This window comes from Amycolatopsis sp. WAC 01375, assembly GCF_003947325.1.
Classification (GTDB): Bacteria; Actinomycetota; Actinomycetes; order Mycobacteriales; family Pseudonocardiaceae; genus Amycolatopsis.
In genome coordinates, this window is sequence record NZ_QHHW01000025.1 from 77,371 (window position 1) to 97,276 (window position 19,906).

20 protein-coding genes are annotated in these 19,906 nt (G+C 68.5%); 15 read left to right on the forward strand and 5 right to left on the reverse strand.

What is annotated here, in order from left to right; all coding sequences use genetic code 11:
• The first annotated feature begins 108 nt into the window (after positions 1 to 108).
• Complete coding sequence (locus DL991_RS14550) at positions 109 to 1,326, forward strand: aromatic acid/H+ symport family MFS transporter (protein ID WP_125784835.1); 1,218 nt, start codon at positions 109 to 111, stop codon at positions 1,324 to 1,326.
• Here the strand turns inward: DL991_RS14550 and DL991_RS14555 are convergent.
• Positions 1,310 to 2,845, reverse strand: coding sequence for an amino acid permease (locus DL991_RS14555; RefSeq protein WP_125784836.1), 1,536 nt, complete (start codon positions 2,843 to 2,845; stop codon positions 1,310 to 1,312). The two genes, DL991_RS14550 and DL991_RS14555, sit on opposite strands and share 17 nt — an antisense overlap.
• A 580-nt stretch (positions 2,846 to 3,425) precedes the next feature.
• A complete protein-coding gene (locus tag DL991_RS14560; protein WP_125784837.1) occupies positions 3,426 to 4,544 on the reverse strand; it encodes a glycerophosphodiester phosphodiesterase in 1,119 nt (372 codons plus the stop codon).
• Between the two features lie 317 nt (positions 4,545 to 4,861).
• On the opposite strand from DL991_RS14560, the gene purD reads away from it, so the two are divergent.
• The 9 genes from purD (at position 4,862) to DL991_RS14605 (ending at position 12,899) form a co-directional block, all read left to right on the forward strand.
• On the forward strand, positions 4,862 to 6,124 hold the full coding sequence (gene purD, locus DL991_RS14565) for a phosphoribosylamine--glycine ligase (RefSeq protein ID WP_125784838.1): 1,263 nt from the start codon (positions 4,862 to 4,864) through the stop codon (positions 6,122 to 6,124).
• 136 nt (positions 6,125 to 6,260) lie between these two features.
• Positions 6,261 to 6,647, forward strand: coding sequence for a PE domain-containing protein (locus DL991_RS14570; RefSeq protein ID WP_125784839.1), 387 nt, complete (start codon positions 6,261 to 6,263; stop codon positions 6,645 to 6,647).
• On the forward strand, positions 6,598 to 7,239 hold the full coding sequence (locus DL991_RS14575; protein WP_233598853.1) for a DUF3558 domain-containing protein: 642 nt from the start codon (positions 6,598 to 6,600) through the stop codon (positions 7,237 to 7,239). The genes DL991_RS14570 and DL991_RS14575 overlap by 50 nt, the downstream gene beginning before the upstream one ends.
• A 10-nt stretch (positions 7,240 to 7,249) precedes the next feature.
• A complete protein-coding gene (locus tag DL991_RS14580; RefSeq protein ID WP_125784840.1) occupies positions 7,250 to 8,905 on the forward strand; it encodes a PPE domain-containing protein in 1,656 nt (551 codons plus the stop codon).
• Between the two features lie 4 nt (positions 8,906 to 8,909).
• Positions 8,910 to 9,680 carry an ESX secretion-associated protein EspG gene (locus DL991_RS14585; RefSeq protein ID WP_125784841.1) on the forward strand — a complete coding sequence of 257 codons (771 nt, stop codon included), beginning with the start codon at positions 8,910 to 8,912 and terminating at the stop codon, positions 9,678 to 9,680.
• Positions 9,681 to 9,847: 167 nt separating this feature from the next.
• Positions 9,848 to 10,165: a hypothetical protein gene (locus tag DL991_RS14590; protein WP_199746184.1), complete on the forward strand. Its 318-nt coding sequence runs from the start codon at positions 9,848 to 9,850 to the stop codon at positions 10,163 to 10,165.
• A 45-nt stretch (positions 10,166 to 10,210) separates the two neighbouring features.
• Entirely contained in the window at positions 10,211 to 11,341 is a 1,131-nt protein-coding gene (locus DL991_RS14595) for a transglycosylase SLT domain-containing protein (RefSeq protein WP_125784842.1), read from the forward strand.
• Between the two features lie 99 nt (positions 11,342 to 11,440).
• On the forward strand, positions 11,441 to 12,628 hold the full coding sequence (locus tag DL991_RS14600; protein WP_125784843.1) for a pyridoxal phosphate-dependent aminotransferase: 1,188 nt from the start codon (positions 11,441 to 11,443) through the stop codon (positions 12,626 to 12,628).
• Between the two features lie 85 nt (positions 12,629 to 12,713).
• The gene (locus DL991_RS14605) at positions 12,714 to 12,899 is read left to right on the forward strand and encodes a hypothetical protein (RefSeq protein ID WP_125784844.1); all 186 of its coding nucleotides are present in this window, start codon (positions 12,714 to 12,716) and stop codon (positions 12,897 to 12,899) included.
• Here DL991_RS14605 and DL991_RS14610 read toward each other — a convergent pair.
• The 3 genes from DL991_RS14610 to DL991_RS14620 form a co-directional block, all read right to left on the reverse strand.
• A complete protein-coding gene (locus tag DL991_RS14610; RefSeq protein WP_125784845.1) occupies positions 12,896 to 13,723 on the reverse strand; it encodes an SAM-dependent methyltransferase in 828 nt (275 codons plus the stop codon). The two genes, DL991_RS14605 and DL991_RS14610, sit on opposite strands and share 4 nt — an antisense overlap.
• A gap of 92 nt (positions 13,724 to 13,815) precedes the next feature.
• Positions 13,816 to 14,406, reverse strand: coding sequence for an HAD family phosphatase (locus DL991_RS14615; protein WP_125784846.1), 591 nt, complete (start codon positions 14,404 to 14,406; stop codon positions 13,816 to 13,818).
• 2 nt (positions 14,407 to 14,408) lie between these two features.
• Positions 14,409 to 15,437, reverse strand: coding sequence for a low specificity L-threonine aldolase (locus tag DL991_RS14620; protein ID WP_125784847.1), 1,029 nt, complete (start codon positions 15,435 to 15,437; stop codon positions 14,409 to 14,411).
• A gap of 135 nt (positions 15,438 to 15,572) precedes the next feature.
• Between DL991_RS14620 and DL991_RS14625 the strand changes: the two genes are divergently transcribed.
• From DL991_RS14625 to DL991_RS14645, 5 genes are all read left to right on the forward strand, one after another.
• On the forward strand, positions 15,573 to 16,091 hold the full coding sequence (locus tag DL991_RS14625) for a SigE family RNA polymerase sigma factor (RefSeq protein WP_125784848.1): 519 nt from the start codon (positions 15,573 to 15,575) through the stop codon (positions 16,089 to 16,091).
• Positions 16,078 to 16,782, forward strand: coding sequence for a hypothetical protein (locus tag DL991_RS14630; protein ID WP_125784849.1), 705 nt, complete (start codon positions 16,078 to 16,080; stop codon positions 16,780 to 16,782). The genes DL991_RS14625 and DL991_RS14630 overlap by 14 nt, the downstream gene beginning before the upstream one ends.
• A 23-nt stretch (positions 16,783 to 16,805) precedes the next feature.
• Complete coding sequence (locus DL991_RS14635) at positions 16,806 to 17,408, forward strand: TetR/AcrR family transcriptional regulator (RefSeq protein WP_125784850.1); 603 nt, start codon at positions 16,806 to 16,808, stop codon at positions 17,406 to 17,408.
• Between the two features lie 74 nt (positions 17,409 to 17,482).
• Positions 17,483 to 18,913: an adenylosuccinate lyase gene (purB, locus tag DL991_RS14640; RefSeq protein WP_125784851.1), complete on the forward strand. Its 1,431-nt coding sequence runs from the start codon at positions 17,483 to 17,485 to the stop codon at positions 18,911 to 18,913.
• Between the two features lie 163 nt (positions 18,914 to 19,076).
• Entirely contained in the window at positions 19,077 to 19,904 is an 828-nt protein-coding gene (locus tag DL991_RS14645) for an ABC transporter substrate-binding protein (RefSeq protein ID WP_125784852.1), read from the forward strand.
• The last annotated feature ends 2 nt before the right edge of the window (positions 19,905 to 19,906 follow it).

The following is a 19,906-nucleotide window of genomic DNA, read 5'->3' on the forward strand; positions in this document are numbered from 1 at the left end:
TTTTCGTCTTGAACGCCCCTTTCCTGACATCCAGGGTACCCGTGGCCTTGCTCACAGCGTTCGGATTGTGCATACTCGTGCGCATTGCGAACACAGCTGGAGGTCCCCATGCCCACTGCCGCGGCCCGTTCGTGGGTGGTTCCACTCGCCTGGACGGCGGTACTGCTCGACGGATTCGACCTGGTCGTCCTGGGCACGGTGCTGCCCGCGTTGCTCCGTGACCACGTCTGGGGGCTGACGCCGGGCACGGCGTCGGTGATCTCGACGTTCGGCCTGATCGGCATGATGATCGGCGCGATGGCGATCGGCACGATCACCGACGTCATCGGCCGCCGCAAGGCGCTGATCATCGCGGTCACCGCCTTCTCGGTGTGCACCGCGCTTTGCGCGATCGCGCCTTCCGCGTTCTTCTTCGGGCTGTTCCGCTTCCTCGCCGGGCTCGGTCTCGGCGGTTGTCTCCCGACGGCGATCGCGCTGGTCACCGAGTACGCCCGCAAGGGGAAGGGCAGCAGCGCGACCACCACGGTGATGACCGGCTATCACGTCGGCGCGGTGCTCACCGCCCTGCTCGGCATCTGGCTGATCCAGCCGCTCGGCTGGCGTGCGATGTTCGTCGCGGGCGCGCTGCCGGCGCTCGTGCTGGTACCGCTGATGATCAAGTACCTGCCCGAATCCGAATCCTTCGAGCGGGTGCGGGACACGCAAGAGAAGTCGGCGACACAAGTTGTCGGCGGGTTGTTCCGAGGCGGGCTCCTGCGCGCCACCATCGCGTTCTGGGTGACGTCGTTCATGGGACTGCTGCTGGTCTACGGGCTCAACACCTGGCTGCCGGAGATCATGCGCCAGGCAGGCTATCCGCTGGGCGCGGCGCTCGGGCTGCTGCTCACGCTGAACCTGGGCGGCGTCGTCGGCCTGCTCGTCGCGGGCCGGGTGGCGGACAAGGTCGGCGTGCGGCCGGCGGTGATCTTCTGGTTCCTCGGCGCGGCGCTGTTCCTGGCCCTGCTGAGCGTGAAGCTGCCCGCGGTCGGTTTGTACGTGGCCGTGTTCCTCACCGGCGGGTTCGTGTTCAGTGCGCAGGTGCTCGTCTACGCCTACATCGGCAAGACGTACCCGGATTGGCAACGCGCCACCGGAATCGGCTGGGCGGCGGGCGTCGGCCGCGTCGGCGCGATCAGCGGCCCGATCCTCGGCGGCGCGCTGCTGACCGCCGGAATCGCGTACCCGTGGGGTTTCTACGCCTTCGCCGCAGTGGGGGCGTTGGGAGCGGCCGCGGTGACCGGAGTCCGCGCCGGCCGCTCCCGGGAGGCCGCTACCCCAGCTCCTTGAGTTCCCTTTCCACGGCGGCGAGTTCCGCTTCGGAACCCTGCACCTTCGGGCCCGTGAACCACTTGCGGGCCGAGACGAACCACCACACCGCCGCACCACCGAGTACGACGAGGAAGGCGATAGGCGTGTAGTTGAAACTGTCGATGGTGATCGGTGATCCCTGCGGGAGCATGAACAGTACGAAGATGAAGCACACCCAGACGGTCGCGATGGTCCCGATGAGCTTGCCCCAACGGCCGAGGTTCCACGGTCCGGGTTCGAAGTCGTCGCCCTTGCGCACCCGCAGGAACACCGGGATCACATAGGCCACGTAGAGGCCGACGACGGCGATCGAGGTCACCGCCGCGTAGGCGGTTTGGCTCCACAGATATGGCAGGGCGAGCAGGAACGCGCCGCCCGCGGCCAGCCACACCGCGTTGGTCGGCGTCTGGGTGCGCTTGTTGATGCGGTGCCAGAACTTCGAACCCGGGATCGCGCCGTCACGGGCGAAGGCGTAGATCATCCGCGAGTTCGCGGTCACCGACGCCATCCCGCAGAACAGCTGCGCGCCGATACAGATCAGCAGGAGGAACTTGCCGGTCGTCGCGCCGGTCGCGTCGATGAAGATCTGCGCGGGCGGCACCCCGGTCGCGGAGCCGACGGCGCCGTCGTAGTCCTGAATGGCGAACGTGAGGCCGATCAGCAGGACCCAGCCGGCGACCAGTGAGACGAGGATCGAGTTGATGATGCCGCGCGGCCCGGCCTTCGCCGCGTTCTTGGTCTCCTCGGTCATATGTGCCGAGGCGTCGTAGCCGGTCAACGTGTACTGCGCGACGAGGAGCCCCAGTAAGAAGACGTAAACCGGTGAAGCCCAGCCGGTCTTGTTCACGAACTCGCCGAAGACGAAGGACGCGTCCTGGTGCTTCTCGGGAACGACGATCAGCACCCCGACGATCACCAGCACGCCCACCAGATGCCACCACACGCTGATGCTGTTCAGCAGTGCCACGATCTTGACGCCGAAGGTGTTCAGCAGCCCGTGGATCACGAGGATGATCCCCAGCAGCAGGATCGTGTGGCCCGGCGTCGCCGCGAAGCCGAACTGCAGGTCGAGGAAGGCGTTGAGGAACAGCGCGGCGCCGAAGTCGATCCCGGCGGTGACGGCGATCTGCCCGATGAGGTTGAACCAGCCGGTGAACCACGACCACGCCGCGCCGTTGCTCGGCGCGAGCTTCGCGGCCCAGTAGTAGAGGCCGCCCGCGGTCGGATAGCTGGAACAGACCTCCGCCATGCCCAGTCCGACGAGGATGACGAACAGGCCGACCAGCGGCCAGCCCCAGATCATCGCGGCGGGCCCGCCGGTCTTCATGCCGAACCCGTAGAGGGTCAGGCAGCCGGAGAGGATCGAGATGATCGTGAAGGAGACAGCGAAGTTCGAGAAGGTCGACATCGTGCGCCGGAGTTCCTGCGCGTAGCCGAGCTGGTGGAGCCGGGCACTGTCTTCGTCGGCGGGTTCGGCCTGCTTGTCTGAGACATCCATCGGGCACCCACTTAAAAGGTATGCGGACAGACCATTGAGATCCGCCGAAATTAGGCCCGCCGACCTGCGGATGTCAAGGTCCCGTCAAGACCGCACCCCCTCCGGACGCCATGAAAGGTCCTTTCCTTGCAAATTTTGCAAGGAAAGGACCTTTCATGGCACTCGCCGCCGCAGGGCGAGGACGGTGACGCGAGCAGAGAGCCCGGGTCAGGTTGGTCGTGAGTGGCGATTCGGGTTAGAGCCAAGGGTGTCTTAGGTGCCTACGTGGTTCCGGCTGTGGGTTGGTGCCAGGCCCGGTCCGTGAAGGACTCCTTGAGGGACTCTGGGTCCCTCAAGGAGTCCTTCACGGACTCGGGCATCACCACGTTGGCCCCACAGGCACCAGCAGTCACAACAGTGGCGCGTGAAGGCATCCTTCACACCTTGCCGAGTGCATGAAGGACCCCTTCCTTGCGCCAGGCGCAAGGAAGGGGTCCTTCACGTACCTCGGGAGGGCAAGGTCACTGGTGCCGAGCCGGTCGAACCCTCGTGAGCGGTAAAGCGGGTTAGAACCCGAATCGCCACTCACGACCCCGAGAACTCAGCGCCCCCGGAAAGCCTTCACAGCCTCCAGCGCCGTGTCCGGGTGGTCGGCGAAGTAGCCGTCGACGCCCGCCTTGAGGAACGCCTCCTGCTCGGCGAACGCGTTGCCGTACTCGGCGGGGTTCGCCGACGAGCGCAGGTTCTGCGGGAGGAAGTTGTTCTCGTTGCGGAACGTGTACGGCCCGACCTTCAGCCCGGCCTGGTGCGCGTCGGCGACCAGCTTGGTCGGCTGTCCCAGCGCGCCGTTCACCACCGGGATGACCTGCGCCTTCTCCGGGCCCAGGTAGTCCGCGTACTTCGAGATCTCCTTCAGGCCCGCAGGCGTGACGAGGTCGGCGTACGTCCGCGGGTCGCCCTTCGCGACGAAGTCGGCCGGAGCGCCGGTCGCGGAGGTCAGCTGCAGCAGCGGCACCCGCACCTGACGCGAAAGCGCGATCAGGTTCGACACCTCGAACGACTGGATGATCACCGGCGCCTTCGGGTGGTTGAGCCCGTTGCGCTTGATCAGCTCGACGAGCTTCGGCTCGGTCGGGTTCTTGATCGAAGAGAAGTACGTCGAGTGCTTGATCTCCGGGTACGTCCCCAGCTCACGGCGCAGTTCGCGGCCCAGCCGGCGCGTCAGGTCGAGCACCTCCTGGTAGGTGGCGATCTGGTAGCGGCCGTCGTAGATCCTGTTGTTCGGCCGCAGCTGCGGGATCCGCTCGGTGGCGCGCAGGGTCTTCAGCTCGGCGAGGGTGAAGTCCTCGGTGAACCAGCCGGTGAACGACGCGCCGTCGATGACCTTCGTCGTCTTCCGGTTCGCGAACTCGGGGTGCTTCGCGACGTCGGTGGTCCCGCCGATCTCGTTCTCGTGCCGGGCGACCAGCTGGCCGTCCTTGGTGGGCACGAGGTCGACGTCGACCCAGTCGACGCCCTGGCGGTAGGCGAGCTCATACGAGGCGAGCGTGTGCTCCGGGCGGTAGCCGGGGGCGCCGCGATGTCCGACGATCACCGGCCCATCGTGGCCCTTCGCCAGCGCCGACACATCTTGGGCGCTCGGCTCGGCGGCGCCTGCCAGCCCTGTGACGCTGAGTACGGCGAGTCCGGACAGGGCGAGCACGCCCAGGCGCTTTCGCATGGTGGTTGACCTCTTTCGCTTGAACTCGGGGTACCGCGCAACCCTTGACGCAGGAGGCGTCCGATCGGCGAAGACGGACCGGCGGAGCGCTGACCGCCGGGTGAACGCCGGATGGAACCACCCGCTCGAGGACGCGACGTGTTCGGACTGTGTCGATCGGTGAACCCGCGACCGCGATCGCGTCGCCGGGGCAGGTTCGTGTTTTCGCAGGTCAGACGTCATGGTGCCCCGCCGCCACGATGGCGGGGCCTCCGGCCGGGGCGGGTTTCACGTGGCTCCGCCAACAGGTCGTCTCCGGCACGGTTACCCTGTGCGTCGTGCGCGTACTGGTAATCGGGTCCGGCGCCCGTGAGCATGCACTCGTCCTCGCGGTCGCGGAAGACCCTTCCGTCACCGCGCTGGCTTGTGCCCCGGGCAATGCCGGCACCTCTTCGGTGGCCGAGCAGCTCGGCGTGGACGCGGCCGATCCCGAATCGGTCGCCGCCCTCGCCAAGCAATGGCAGGCGGACCTGGTGGTGGTCGGCCCCGAGGTCCCGCTGGTGGCGGGTGTCGCCGACGCGGTCCGGAAGGCGGGCATCGCCTGCTTCGGCCCGTCCGCGTCCGCGGCCAGGATCGAGGGCTCCAAGGCGTTCGCGAAGGACGTCATGGCGGCCGCGAAGGTGCCGACGGCGCACTGTGAGGTCGTCGACAACCCGGCCCGCCTCGACGCCGCGCTCGGCCGTTTCGGTCCCACTTGGGTGGTCAAGGACGACGGCCTCGCCGCGGGCAAGGGCGTCGTGGTCACCACGGACGTCGATGTCGCGCGCAAGCACGCCCTGATGCTGCTCGACGGCGGACACCCCGTGCTCCTCGAGTCCTTCCTCGACGGCCCGGAGGCATCTCTCTTCTGCTTCGTCGACGGCCGCACGGTCGTCCCGATGCTGCCCGCGCAGGACTTCAAGCGCGTCGGCGACGGCGACGCGGGTCCCAACACCGGCGGTATGGGGGCGTACGCGCCGTTGCCGTGGGCGCCGAAGGACCTGGTCGACGACGTCGTCGAGCGGATCGTCCAGCCCGTGGTCGACGAGCTCGACAACCGCGGCGCCACTTTCTCCGGTCTGCTCTACGCCGGTCTCGCGCTGACTTCCGAGGGCCCGCAGGTCATCGAATTCAACTGCCGGTTCGGCGACCCGGAGACCCAGGTCGTCCTGGCGCTGCTGCGCAGCCCGCTCGGCAAGGTCCTGCACGCGACGGCGACCGGCAAGCTCGCCGACCTGCCGCCGCTGGACTGGGATTCGGGCGCGGCGGTCACCGTCGTGCTGGCCGCGGACGGTTACCCCGGCAAGCCGAGGACCGGCGACGTCATCACCGGTGGTGAGCTCGAAGGCGTGCTCCACGCCGGCACCCGGCGCCGCGACGACGGCGCCGTGGTCTCCTCCGGCGGCCGTGTGCTGTCGGTCGTCGGCACCGGCAAGAACCTGAAGGCCGCCCGCAAGGACGCCTACGCGACGGTCGAGAAGGTCCACCTGGCCGGCTCGCATCACCGCACCGACATCGCCCTGCTCGCGGCCAAGGGAGAGATCGCCACCCCGGTCTCGTGAATTCCCGGCGGAACCGTCGCGGTTCCGGGTGCGTCCAACCCGGTATTTCCCGCAAAGCTTAGGCAGCCGATACATCCGCGTTGGTAGCCTCAGGCGGGACGAACGGTCACCGTGCGCAGTGTCCAAGGGGTGGGGAATGGCAGTATCGGACAAGGTCCAGGACCTCACGTCGGCGGTCCCGACGCCACCGTCGGTGGCCGACATCAGAGTCGACCCGTCGAAGCTGCTCGAAGTGGCGAAGATCGTCGAAGAGCAGATCGACGCGTTGCAGGACAAGCTCATGACGCGGCTCGACCAGCTGCGCATCGACACCCCGGCCAACGACACCGTGAGCACGCAGGCGACCGGTGTCTGGAACGAACTCGTGGCCGATGGCGACCAGTCGTACGCCGCGCAGGTCCGGGCGTACGTGGCCGGTCTGCGGAGCCTGGTCAACCAGCTCCGCACGGCGGCCAAGGAGTACAAGACCAGTGATGCGGACAAGGCCGCCGCGTTCGGGGACCGTGGTGTTCACCGGGCGTAGGCCCCGTGTGCTGGTGTCCGGCGGAGTGCTCACCCTCGCGCTGGCCGGATGCACCACGGGGACGGGCGGCCAGGCGTTTCCCGACGAGCCCGCGCTGGCTTCGGTCACGCAGGGCGCCAAGGCGTCCGCGCTGCCTGCCAGGCCCGCCGAGTTGAGCCTGCAGGGCGTCGATCCGTGTGCCCTGCTCACCGATCCCCAGCTCGATCAGCTCAAGATCAACAGCAAACCGCGCGCGGCCGCGGAACCGATCGACGGTCCGACCTGTGTCCTCGACGCGGACGCCGCGCAGCCCTTCCACAGCTACTACGTCCGCACGATCACCGCGGACGTCGAAGAGTGGTTCACCGGCAAGCGCCGCAAGAACAGCATGACCACGGAACCGACGGCGGTCGGCGGGTTCCCCGCCATCAAGAACCACCGTGACGGCGGGACGCCGGGTGACTGCGAAACGCTCGTCGGTGTCGCTCGAGGACAGACGCTGGCGGTGCGGGCAGTCGCCGTCACCGCCGGTGGGTTCACCATGCCGCAGCTGTGCGAAATGTCCGCACGGGCGGCCGATTCGGCTTTGCAGACCTTGAAAGCACGCAACTAGGGAGGGCGGCGTGAACGTTTCCGACCTCGCGGGCAGGCTCCGCGATCTTCGGTTCGACGGCTACACCGACACCGGGATCGCGACCGAGATCGAACGCTTCCGCAGCGGTGACGGCACCGGCAGCATCGGCATCGCCGTCGACGCGCTGAAGGCCGTGGCGGGCGCGCTCGCCGACACCGACAAGACACTGCGCGACGAGCTGGGCAAGCTCGGCGTGGAATGGCAGAGCGAGGCGGGTGGCGCCGCCGGCCAGGTGTTCACCGAGCAGGCGGGCTTTTCCCAGGACGCGAACTCGAAGGTCTCGCACTCCGCGGAGATGATCTTCGCCCAGGGTGAGGCCTTCAACCGGACGTTGCACAAGCTCCCGGATCCGGAAGTGGTCCGGAAGGGCGCCGGCGGGTTGACCGTCGGCGACGTCGTGCTGAGCCTCATCGGGTTCGAGACCGACCACGCCAAGAGCGTCGGCGCCGCGAACAACGCCCGGGCGCAGGCGCAGGAGGCGTTGAACGACTACGCCAAGACGAGCGGTGAGAACCTGCTGTCGACCGACACCTTGGCCGACCCGCAGGCGATGAACCTGTCCCAGACCACCACCGCCGCCGGAGTGGGCGGCGGTTCCGGCGCGCTCGACCTCGCGGGCACGGCCACCGAGCTCACTCCGGACGGCAGTGTGCGACCCGCGTCGGCCGCCGTCGAGTCGAAGTACGTGCCGCCGGTCGTGCAGCCCGTCAGCAATCCGAAGGCGCCGTCCTACGACGCCCCGACCCCGGCCTACGGCGTCGCGATGGGCGGCGGTGTGGCCCGCAAGACCGGCGCGTCGGCGCCCCACTCCAGTGTCACCGCTCCGGCGGCCGCGGCTCCGACCACGCCGTCCGGCACTTCGAGGCCGGTACCCGCACCGGGCAGTGGCTGGGTGACGCCGAACCGGCCCGCTCCGCAGCCGGAACAGGGCAGGCCGTCGTACCCGGTCACCGGCTCGCCCGCCACGCCGCCGTTCATCCCGCCGGGTGCGCCGAACACCCCGGGCGTCCCGCCGGGCCCGTCCACCGGCAGCGTGCCGCCGAACAGCACCACGTCGGCGCAGCCCGCCGTCAAGTCGTTCGGCACCGGGCCCGGTGCCGACAGCGCTCTCGGCAAGGGCCCCGGCTCCAGTTCCGGCCCCGGTGTCTTCGGCAACGTCGGCGGTGGCGCCGGTGGTGACCAGGCGCTCGGCAAGGGCCGTTCGGTCGGCGCCGGACCGCAGACGCCGTTGGCTCCCGGCAATGAATCCGGCCGCGGCTTCCCCGCCGTCCCGAAGATCACCGGCCCGGCGGCCGGCGACCTCGGTGCGGGTGCCGCCGCGCTCGGCGCCGGAGTCGCGGGTGGGGCACTGAGCGGTGACAAGGAACGCGACCGCCGTCCTCGTCAGGAAGGCGGCGGGAAGCCGACCCGTCAGCTGCCGATCGGCGAGCTTCCCGAAGAAGAGGCCATGAAGCGTTCGGAGAAGATCGGCGCGAAACAGCCGAAGCCGGAGTCGAAGTTCATGGAACGTGCGGCCACTCAGGACGTCGAAGACGATGCGGAGCACATCAGGCGTTACGGCGTCGACGACAAGGACCTGTTCACGGACGAGCGCATGGTGTCGCCCGACGTGATCGGTGACCACGGCAACCCCGAAGCGCGCTGAACCTGTGCCGAACGACAACGGCAGCCTGGTGCTGTCCGCACTCGAGTTCGAAATGCTCTGGGAAGCCGAACGGCTGCCCCGCCGCCATGTCGCACTCGACGTGCCGAGTCCCGGAACGACCCACACGGAGCGGGCGGCACTGATCGAAGAGGCCTGGGAATCCCTGCGCGCGCGAGGGCTCGCGCGGGGACACCAGGCGTCGGGCGAACTGGTCGACATGCTGAACCTGTTCGCGCACCCCAGGGTCGCGATCGACGTCTGGGTGTGGACCGACCGCGAGATCAAGGGCCAGGCGGTCAGCGTCGGCAACCAGGCGTTGCTCGGCGTGATCGACTCCGGCCAGGTGTGGCTGATCCCCGCCAGGGAGAGCTCCCTCGCCGAGGCCGCCGTCTCGGTCGCGGGCGATCTCGGTCCCGGCGTCGGCCAGTCGGTCAGCATCCCGCACGACATCCTCCGCGATGCCGACGCCGCCGCCCGCGGCGACGCGAAAGCAATGGTCACCGCCCTGGAAGACCTGGACGTGCCACTGTGGCAGGCCCAAGAGGTGGCGGGCATGCTGCTCGGCCAGGAGGCGCGTGGCCAGTTCGGTGTCGAACGCGCGGGCCGCGATGGCCGCCCCCGCCGCGCGGAAAGTGTGGTCGCCTTCTACGACACGGACGCGGGACGGTACCTGTTCCAGGTCGCGCGGAACCGGGACGGACGGGATTGGGCGACCATCACCCCGGCGGACAACCAGCTGCTGGCGACGCGGATCCGGGAAGTCGCCGATTTCTGATTCGCCCGATTCGACTGTTCACGAAGTCGAAATCGGCGGGGTGGAAGTTGGCGTGGATACGCACACGGCCCACTGCCGAGGTCTTAAAGTATGCGCGGGAACCGTCCTGATCGGCAGCGCGTCTGATCGGAGGCGATACGAGTTTTCCGTGAAGGGGATGACGAACCGTGCCTGTGTACGACCCGGAGTCGATGGGGATCGCCGCCGGTCAGGTGGAAAGGCTCAAGGACGAGTTCGAAAAGTCCAAGAAGCAGGTCACCGGCGTCGACGACGAAAAGGAAAGCCCGTTCGGGGCGATGGGCGGTTCGGGTGACGTCCACGGCGCCGTGGGCTCCTTCAAGGACGGCGTGCACAACGAGTTCGATTCCGCCGGAAAGCTGATGGAGGCCACCGCCTTCGTGCTGCGGAAGGCCGCCGGCTTGATCCAGGAGACCGAAGCCGTGCACGTGGACAATCTGAAGCTGCACGAGCACGGCAAGCAGTGAGCACACGAAAGCCGGCCCCGGCGGGCCTGATTTCTAGGGGGCGTTGTGGGCGATATTGACTTCCCGCCGAACTGGTCACAGGTCACGGACAAGGCCAAACAAGTCGAGGGCATCAAGCCGGAAGCCATTCAGAAGGCCGCGGATCAGTTCCACGCCGCCGCGTCGCAGGCAGGCGACCACAGTGCCTCGCTGAAGTCGTCGACCGACGCGTTGAACGGCGGTGTCTGGAAAGGTCCCGCCGCCGACGCCTTCTTCGATTACGTCAAACAGATCACCTCCGCGGGCGACCGGGTCAAGGGGCACCTGGAGGAGATCAGCAAGGACCTCGGCGAACTCCAAGTCCAGCTGAGCGACATCAAAGGCAAGATCGACGACGCCGCCAAGACGGCGCAGAAGACCATCCAGACGTGCATCGACACGGAGACGCCGAAGGTCGCGGCGGCTCGTAAGCAAGCGGCCGACGCGGCGGATCCGGACAAAAAGATCCAGCCGCCGAATCCGACCGCGGAACAGATCATCACCGCGGCGAATGCCGCCAACCAGAAGACCGCCAGTTCGGCCGCCGAAAGCATCACCGGGCTGTTGACTCAGGCGGACGGGTTGATCAGCAAGTCGCAGCAGCTGATGAAGAAGGACATCGAGGGCGGTGGCTACGCGACGGTCCCGATGCCCGGCAAGGACGGCAGCGTCCCCAAGCGCACCGGCGGTCTCCATACCGGCGGTGGCGGTGGCGGCGGTGGAGGCGGAGGCGGAGGAGGCGGCGGCGGTGGGGGCGGCGGCCTCGGCCCCAGCGGCGGTCCGCCGTCGACGACGCCGCCGGGCAACGTCCAGCAGTGGATCCAGGAGGCCATCAAGATCCTGCAGGCCGCCGGGATCCCCGTGACCGAGGCGGACATCCAGAAGATCTGGACGATCATCGAGAAGGAGTCCGGCGGTAACCCCAACGCCATCAACGACTGGGACTCCAACGCGGCGAAGGGCACGCCGTCGAAGGGTTTGATGCAGTGCATCGACCCGACCTTCAACGCGCACAAGCTTCCCGGGCACGACGACATCTACAACCCGGTGGACAACATCATCGCGGGCGTCCGGTACACGTTCTCGCGGTACGGCGGCTTCGAGGGGCACCCGGGGCTGAAGTCCATGGCCGGTGGCGGCGGTTACCAGGGCTACTAGCGGTCGCGGTGGTCGCGGTGGTCGTGAGTGGCGATTCGGGTTCTAACCCGAATCGCCACTCACGACCACCTGTACCGACCACGAGCTAGCCTCACCCCCATGTCTTTCCCTGGTCCCGCAACACGTTCCGACGTCCCGCCGTTCCACGTCATGGACGTCCTTTCGGCAGCGCAGGCCCGGCAGCGCAGCCACGGCGACCTCGTCCCGCTGCTCGCGGGGCAGCCGTCCGCGCCCGCGCCGCGCCCCGTGCTCGAGGCCGCGCAGCGGGCACTGAAGGACCACACCCTCGGCTACACCGAGCAACTCGGCGTCCCGGAACTGCGTGAGGCCGTCGCGGCGCACTACAACCGCACGTATCCGGTCGACGTGAGCCCGCAGGACGTCATCATCACGACCGGTTCCTCCGGCGGCTTCCTGCTCTCGTTCCTCAGCGCCTTCGAGGCCGGTGACCGGGTCGCGATGGCGCGCCCCGGCTACCCGGCCTACCGCAACCTGCTGAAGGTGCTCGGTTGCGAGGTGGTCGAGTTCGCCACCGGGGCGGGGACGAACTTCCAGCCCACCGTCGCGTTGCTCGACGAACTGGGGCCGATCAAGGGACTGATCGTGGCCAGTCCGAGCAACCCCACCGGCACCGTCCTGCCGCGGGGTGAACTGGCCGCGATCAGCGGCTGGTGCGCGTCACGCGGCGTGCAGTTGATCAGCGACGAGATCTACCACGGGATCTCCTACGGCGCCGGGCTCGATTGCGCCTGGCAGTACGGCCACGAAGCGCTCGTCCTGGGTTCGTTCTCGAAGTATTTCGCCATGACGGGCTGGCGGCTCGGCTGGATGCTCGCGCCCCAGCGGCTGCATCGCGCGATCGACGTCCTGACCGGCAACTTCACCATCTGCCCGCCCGCGGTCTCGCAGCACGCCGCGATCGCCGCGTTCACTCCGGAGGGGTACGCGGAGGCCGATGGCCATGTCGAGCGTTACCGGGCCAACCGCGACGTGCTCTTCAGCGGTCTCAAGGGCATCGGCATCGACAGGCTCGCGCCGGCCGAAGGCGCCTTCTACGCCTACGCCGACGTCTCCGCGTACACGAACGACAGTCTTAGTTGGTGCCAGCGGCTCCTCGCCGAGACCGGTGTCGCGATCGCCCCGGGTATCGACTTCGATCCTGTCGACGGTGGCCGGTTCGTCCGGTTCTCCTTCGCGGGCTCGCGCGAGGACATCGACGAGGGCGTCCGCAGGCTGGGCGACTGGCTCACAGTTCAGGGGGAACCCGGAGTTCTCCCTGAACGTTAGCCGGAAAGAAGGCGCTCACGACTCCCGCCTGACAACCTGGACTCACCGGGCCCGCTCGGGCACGGTGAGGCAATCGGAGGATGCCATGTTCTGGAAGATCGTCGGCGGCCTGATTCTGGCTTGGGTGGCCTTCATGGTGCTCGGTTCCGTGCTCGGTTTCCTCGTGAAGGCCGTCTTTTGGATCGCCATCATCGGCGGCGCGGTCTTCCTCGGCACGGCCGCGTACGGCGCCATCAAGGGCAAGGGCACCCCGAAGCAGCTTCGCCGCTAAGGCTTACGCGCCACCCCGCCGAGCGACGTGAAATTCACGGGCGAAGGCGGGGTGAAGCGCGGGCCGTCGGGCCACCACAGGTGCGGGTACGTCAGCCCGGGCTCCATGAGGTCGACTCCCTCGAAGAACGACTCGATCTCCTCGCGCGTCCGGTGCAGGGTGTCCAGCCCTGTGCCGTTGAAGCGTTTTTCGAGTGACGTCGCGATGTCGGCGGCTTCGGTGCCGTCGGCGGGATTGTGCTGGTGCAGCAGTGCGACGAACGAGCCTGGGGCCAGCGCGTCGACGTAGGCGCGGACGATTTTCCGCGCCTCGTCGAGGTCCTGGATGTGGTGGACGATCGCACACAGGATCAACCCGACCGGTCGCTCGAATTCCAGCCGGTGGGTGCGCGCGAGTTCCTCGATGACCTCGTCCGGTTTGGTGAGGTCGGCGGCCGCCATATGTGCGAAGTCGTTCGCCGCGAGCATCGCGCGGCCGTGCGCCTGGACCACCGGATCGTGGTCGACGTAGACGACCCGCGCCTCGGGGTTGTACCGCTGCGCGACCTGATGCGTGTTGTCCGAGGTCGGGAAGCCGGAACCGAGGTCGAGGAACTGGTCGATGCCTTCCCGGTCGGTCAGGTACCGCACCGTCCGGACCAGCCAGTGCCGGACCTCCTTGGCCATGACCCTGGCATCCGGCGCGAGTTCCAGGACCTGCCGCAGCACGACCCGGTCGGCCTCGTAGTTGTCCTGGCCGCCCATGAGCGCGTCGAAGACCCGCGCGATACTCGGCCGATCGAAATCGACGGGCACGAGCGGCCGCCGGCCGTCTGGACCAGGCATGGGCACCTACCGTGGGAAATCTCGGTTCGGGACGCGAACCAGCTTAGGTCATCCGCTTCACCCCGCGTAAGCGGATGAGCGGCGAGGGTGAATTATTCCTCCGAAGAGCCGAAAGCAGATTTCGCTGTTGTCACGCCGACCCAGCGTTCCGCCTTCATCCCCACCGCGCGCGCACCGTCCACATTGGACTGTCGGTCGTCGAAGAACAGGCAGTCGGCCGGCTCGGCGCCGAGTTCGGCGAGCAGGATCCGGTAGATCTTCGCGTCGGGCTTCATACAGCCCAGGTCGCCGGAGAAGAGCTTCACGCGGAACAGGTTCGCCCATTCCTGCTCGCGCACCCAGCGTCCGAAGGTCGACGAAGCGTTCGAGAGCAGCGCGAGTGCCGCGCCCGCTTCGTGCAGTCCTTCCAGCAGATCGAGAACGTCCGGTTCGACGTGTGTCCAGCCGGTGACGTCGATGCTGGTCAGTTCGTCGGCGAAGGCCTTGTCGACCGGGAAATCCAGCGCGCGGCCGACGCTCTGCCAGTACTCGAGATCCGAGCCGCCGGAGTCGTACCGGTCCCGTTCGGCCCAGTAGTGCGGTTCGAAGTCGGCGACTTCGCGGTCGAAGGCCTTGGCCAGTGTGGGCAGCGCGTCGGTGTGCGCGCTGATGACGTCGCCGTAGTCGAAGACGATCCAGTTCACGTTCAGCCCCCGGTCTTGATGCGTTGAAGGGTTTCTTCGATGTCGGCCGCCGAGAGGTCCCGGTGCGCCACGAAGCGGATCTTGCCCGAACTGGGCAGCGTCCGGATGCCGAGCCCGGCCAGCCACGCCAGCCGTCCTTCGAGGTCGGGCGCGGTGACCTGCACGATGTTGGTGTCGGGAGTGTTGACCTCCCAGCCGTGCTCGGCGAGCCCGGTCGCGAGCCGTGTGGCGTTCTCGTGGGTCTCGGCAAGATCGCCGACACGGTCCAGCGCGACCATGCAGGCCGCGGCCAGCACACCGCCCTGGCGGATGCCGCCGCCGAGCATCTGACGCATCCGCCGCGCCTTCCCGATGAACTCCGGGCTGCCCGCCACCACCGAGCCGACGGGTGCGCCGAGCCCCTTGGAGAAGCAGGCGGAGACGGTGTCGACGCCGACCGTGAGCGCCGCGGGCGGGACCTCCAGCGCGACGGCCGCGTGCCAGAGGCGGGCACCGTCGAGGTGCACGGTCAGCCCGGCCTCCTTCGCCACCGCGACGAGTCGCGCGTGCTCGTCCGGCGGAGTGACGGCGCCGCCCGCGGAGTTGTGCGTGTTCTCCAGGCACAGCAGCGGGGTGTGCAGCGCGTAGTACGGCCCGCGCGGGTTGCCGATCGCGGCCGAAAGCGATTCGGGCGTCGGCCGTCCCGGTCCGGCGTCGTGCTCCAGCGGCTCCGGCATGCCACCCGCGAGCCAGGCGGCGGAACCGAGTTCGTCGGTGATCACGTGCGCGCCGCGCGGCGCGAGGAACCGGTCGCCACGCTGGAGATGGATGCTCAACGCGATCAGGTTCGCCATGGTCCCGCTCGGCGTCCAGAGCGCCGCGGGCATGCCGAGCAGTTTCGCGGCGCGCTGTTCCAGCGCGCCGACGGTCGGATCGCCGTCGAGGACGTTGTCGCCGACCTCGGCATCCGCCATCGCCTGGCGCATGACGTCGTCCGGCCGGGTCACGGTGTCGGAGCGGAAATCGATCAACGGGAGAGAGCGCGAGGTCACGGTACGATCACATCACATCGTCGGGCCCGCCATGAATCTCCTCCCCGGCTGGTCCCCCGCGCCCGCTCATGCAACCGTGGACGCCCCCGGTTCCGTCCTACCCACCGACGAGGCAAGAGCGGAGACAAAACCCGCGTGAACCAGCGCGACGAACAAGAGTTCGCGGAGTACTTCGCCGCGAAGCGGGACTCCGTGCGCAGGACCGCGTACATGCTCTGCGGTGACTGGCATCGCGCGGACGATCTCGCGCAGACGGCGTTCGTCGCGCTGCACCGGAGGTGGAAGAAGATCAGAGAACGGGCGGCGACCGACGCCTACATGCGGAAGACGCTGGTAAGGGCGGCCATCGACGAGTCGAGGCGGCCGTGGCGGCGGGAGTGGCAGACCGAAGAGCTGCCCGAACCGCCGCAGGACGGCTTCGACCTCGGCGAACAGGTCGTCACCAGGGAACACCTGCTGGCCGCGTTGCGCGAAGTGCCCCCGAAACAGCGGGCCGTGCTGGTGCTGCGGTTCTTCGAGGGGCTCGACGTCGGTGCGGCGGCGAAGGCCCTCGGGTGCAGCGAAGGAAACGTGAAGAGCCAGACCGCGCGGGGGCTGGCGAACCTCAGGCAGGTCATGGAGAAGGAGGAGGTGGCACGGGATGGACGAGAATGACCTGAAGGCGTTGTTCCGTGACGCCCCCGGCGACGCGCCGTCGCCGACCTTCGACACTTCCGACGTCGTCCGCGCCTCCAAACGCGCCACTGCCCGACGCCGAAACGGTATCGCGGTGGCCTGTAGTGCGGTGGTTTTGGTCTTGGCCGGAGCGGGCATGTTCGGCGTGCTCGGCGGAACCGACCTCCAGCTGGGGAGCGGGGCCAAATCCGATCAAGAAGCGGCGACCGCCGGGCAACCCGGGGCCGCGTCCGCACGTCCTCTTGACAGCGGGGACCCCTCGAACTTCTCGAACCCGCCGCCTCAGCAGGGGGGCGACGGGCCAGAGAGGACCGGCCAGATGACGGCCGAAGGCACCTACGGGTGCGACCAGGTGGACCGGGAGCTCGCCACCGCCCTCGCTGGCGAGCTCCCGGTCCCCGTGGATGTCGCCAAGTCGACGCCCGGCGACATCTGTACGACGGGAGCCAGGTCCGCGGGGTTCCAAGTGCCCGGCGGCACGGTCTCCGCGGCGGTCTTCCCCGCGGGCGCGGCCGTCCCGTCGCTGCCGGCCGGCGCGTCCAGCGCGCAGCGGACCACCGGCAAGGGTTCGCTGGTGGTCGTGGTGAGCCTCGGCGACGGCTCGGGCAGGCCCGCCTTCTCCGAGTCCGACGTCGACAGGCTTGTCGGCGTGCTCGCCGCCCGCTACTGACCGACCTGGCAAAATAGCCCGCCATGACCGCCGCAGCGACAACGCCGAAGGGTGAGCGACGCCGTGCCGAGCTCATCGAGGCCGCCGCGTCGTTGCTGGCCGAGGGCGGATTCGACGCCGTGCGGCATCGTGCGGTCGCCGAACGCGCCGGGCTGCCGCTGGCCTCGACGACGTACTACTTCGATTCGCTCGACGAGCTCGTCACCGCCGCCGTGGAACACCACGCGAAGGTGGAATTGGAGACCGGACGGCAGCGCCTCGACGAGCTGGCGACCCGCAACCGCGGTGTCGAGGCCACCGTCGACCTGGTGCTGGACATGCTCCTCGGGCCGCTTCGCCCGGATCGCGAGGCCGACGCCGAAGCGGTCCTTCTGCGCTACGAACGCCTCGTCGGGACAGGCCGTCGCCCGTACCTTCGGCCCCTGATGCGGACGCTGTCCGCGCAGCTGTACGAGCTGCTTCACGAGATCTTCGCGCGCTCCGGCACCCCTGTGGCCACCGTCGAACTGGAGCGGCTGGTCGCCCTCGTCGACGGCGCCGTGGTCAACGCGCTGATCGAGGTCGACCCGGAGCCTCGTGCCGCCGCCTCGCGCATGCTCCAACGCGCCCTCGACCCCCGCGATTAGTCACCTACTTGCGTTCGGGGCGAGCGTTTTGTGGCGCAAGTAGGTGACGAATTGCGGGGGGTTAGTCTGGCCGCGTGACGGACAAGCCCCGCATCCCCAACGTGCTCGCCGGCCGCTACGCCTCGCCTGAGCTGGTCGAACTGTGGTCCCCGGAACGCAAGGTCGTGCTGGAGCGCGAGCTCTGGCTCGCCGTGCTCCGCGCGCAGGCCGACCTCGGCGTCGAGGTGCCGGACGGTGTCGTCGCCGACTACGAACGCGTGCTGGAGCAGGTCGACCTCGACTCGATCGCCGCGCGCGAGCGCGTCACCCGGCACGACGTGAAGGCCCGCATCGAGGAGTTCAACGCGCTCGCCGGACACGAACACGTCCACAAGGGCATGACGTCGCGTGACCTCACCGAGAACGTCGAGCAGCTGCAGGTGCGGCGCTCGCTCGAGCTGGTGCGCTCGCGGGTCGGCGCGGTGCTCGCCCGGCTCGCCGCGATCGCGGTCGAACACGCCGACACGGTGATGGCGGGCCGTTCGCACAACGTCGCCGCGCAGGCGACGACCCTTGGCAAGCGGTTCGCCACCGCCGCCGACGAACTGCTCGTCGCGTTCGACCGGCTCGAGAACCTGATCGAGCGGTACCCGCTGCGCGGCATCAAGGGCCCGGTCGGCACCGCGCAGGACATGCTCGACCTGCTCGGTGACGAGTCCACTTTGGACGAACTGGAGTCGCGGGTCGCGGCCCACCTCGGCTTCGAGAACGTGTTCACCAGCGTCGGCCAGGTGTACCCGCGCTCGCTCGACTTCGACGTGCTGTCCACCGTGGTCCAGCTGGCCGCGGCGCCGTCGAGCCTGGCGAAGACGATCCGCCTGATGGCGGGCCACGAACTGGTCACCGAGGGCTTCAAACCGGGCCAGGTCGGCTCGTCGGCCATGCCGCACAAGATGAACACGCGTTCGTGCGAGCGGGTCAACGGGCTCGCCGTGGTGCTGCGCGGCTACCTGTCGATGATCGGCGAGCTCGCCGGCGACCAGTGGAACGAAGGCGACGTGTCCGACTCCGTCGTCCGCCGGGTCGCGCTGCCCGACGCGTTCTTCGCGCTCGACGGTCTGCTGGAGACGTTCCTCACGGTGCTGGCCGAGTTCGGCGCCTTCCCGGCGGTCATTTCGCGTGAGCTCGATCGCTATCTGCCGTTCCTCGCGACCACCAAGGTGCTCATGGCCTCGGTCCGCGCGGGGGTCGGGCGTGAAACCGCTCACGAGGCGATCAAGGAGAACGCCGTCGGCGTCGCGCTCGCGATGCGGGAGCGGGGGCTCGCGGAGAACGACCTCCTCGACCGGCTCGCCGCCGACGAACGCATCCCGCTCGACCGCGGTGAGCTGGACAAACTCCTCGCCGACCGGATCTCGTTCACCGGTGTCGCGCCCCGCCAGGTGGCCGCGATCGCGTCGCGTGTCGAAGGCGTCCTGGCGCGTTTCCCGGAGGCGGCGAACTACTCGCCGGCCCCGATCCTCTGACCTGTGATCAGCCCCACCGCGGGGCGTTCACAGAGTGAGACGAAGTTACTCGATCGGGCGAAATGCCTAATCTCGATCGCTGAACCCGGAGCGCCAGGCCGCCCATGAGGCGGCCTGGCGTGTTTGTATCGCGCCCTGCGCGCCGAACCCCACGGAAGAAGCGATGAGATCCACGCTGTCGAAATTCGTCGCCGTCGTCACGGCCGGAGCGGCCACCCTCGCCCTCGCCGCCTGCGGCTCCGGTGACGCGGGCTCGACCGCCCAGAAGCTGCGGGTCGGCACCCTGACCGACGCGCCGCCGTCCATCTACCTGGAGAACGGCACCTTCACCGGCTACGACAACGAACTGCTGCGCGACATCGCGAAGCGCGAGGGCTTCGAGGTCGAGTTCGTCGGCACCGAGTTCGCCGGCCTGCTGGCCGCCGTCGCCACCAACAAGTTCGACATCGGCAGCTCCACGATCTCCACCACCGAGGCCCGCAAGAAGACCGTCGCGTTCAGCAACGGCTACAGCACCGGGTTCACCACGATCCTCACCAAGAAGGGCGCTGCCCTCAAGGACGTCGGCGCCTTCAACGGCAAGCGGCTCGGCGTCGTGCAGGCGTCCGTCCAGGACGACTTCGCCACCGGCAAGGTGCCCGGCGCCAACGTCGTGCGCTTCCCCGACTACAACGCGGGTTTCGCGCAGCTGAAAGCGGGCAGCCTGGACGGGTGGGTCGTGCCGAAGGACATCGGGCAGAAGTACATCGATCAGAATCCGGGCGTGCCGCTGGAGTTCGGCTACACCGTCGAGACCAAGGACACGCCGTCCGCGTTCGCCGTCCGCAAGGACAACAAGGACCTGCTGAAGAAGCTCAACGACGGCCTCGCGAAGGCCGTGGCGGACGGCACCGTCGCCCGCCTGCACGCTCAGTTCTTCAAGACCGAGCCGCTGCCCAAGGAACTCGAAAAGGGCGGCCCCGGCCTGCCCGTCCAGAACGCGGGGGTCTGAAC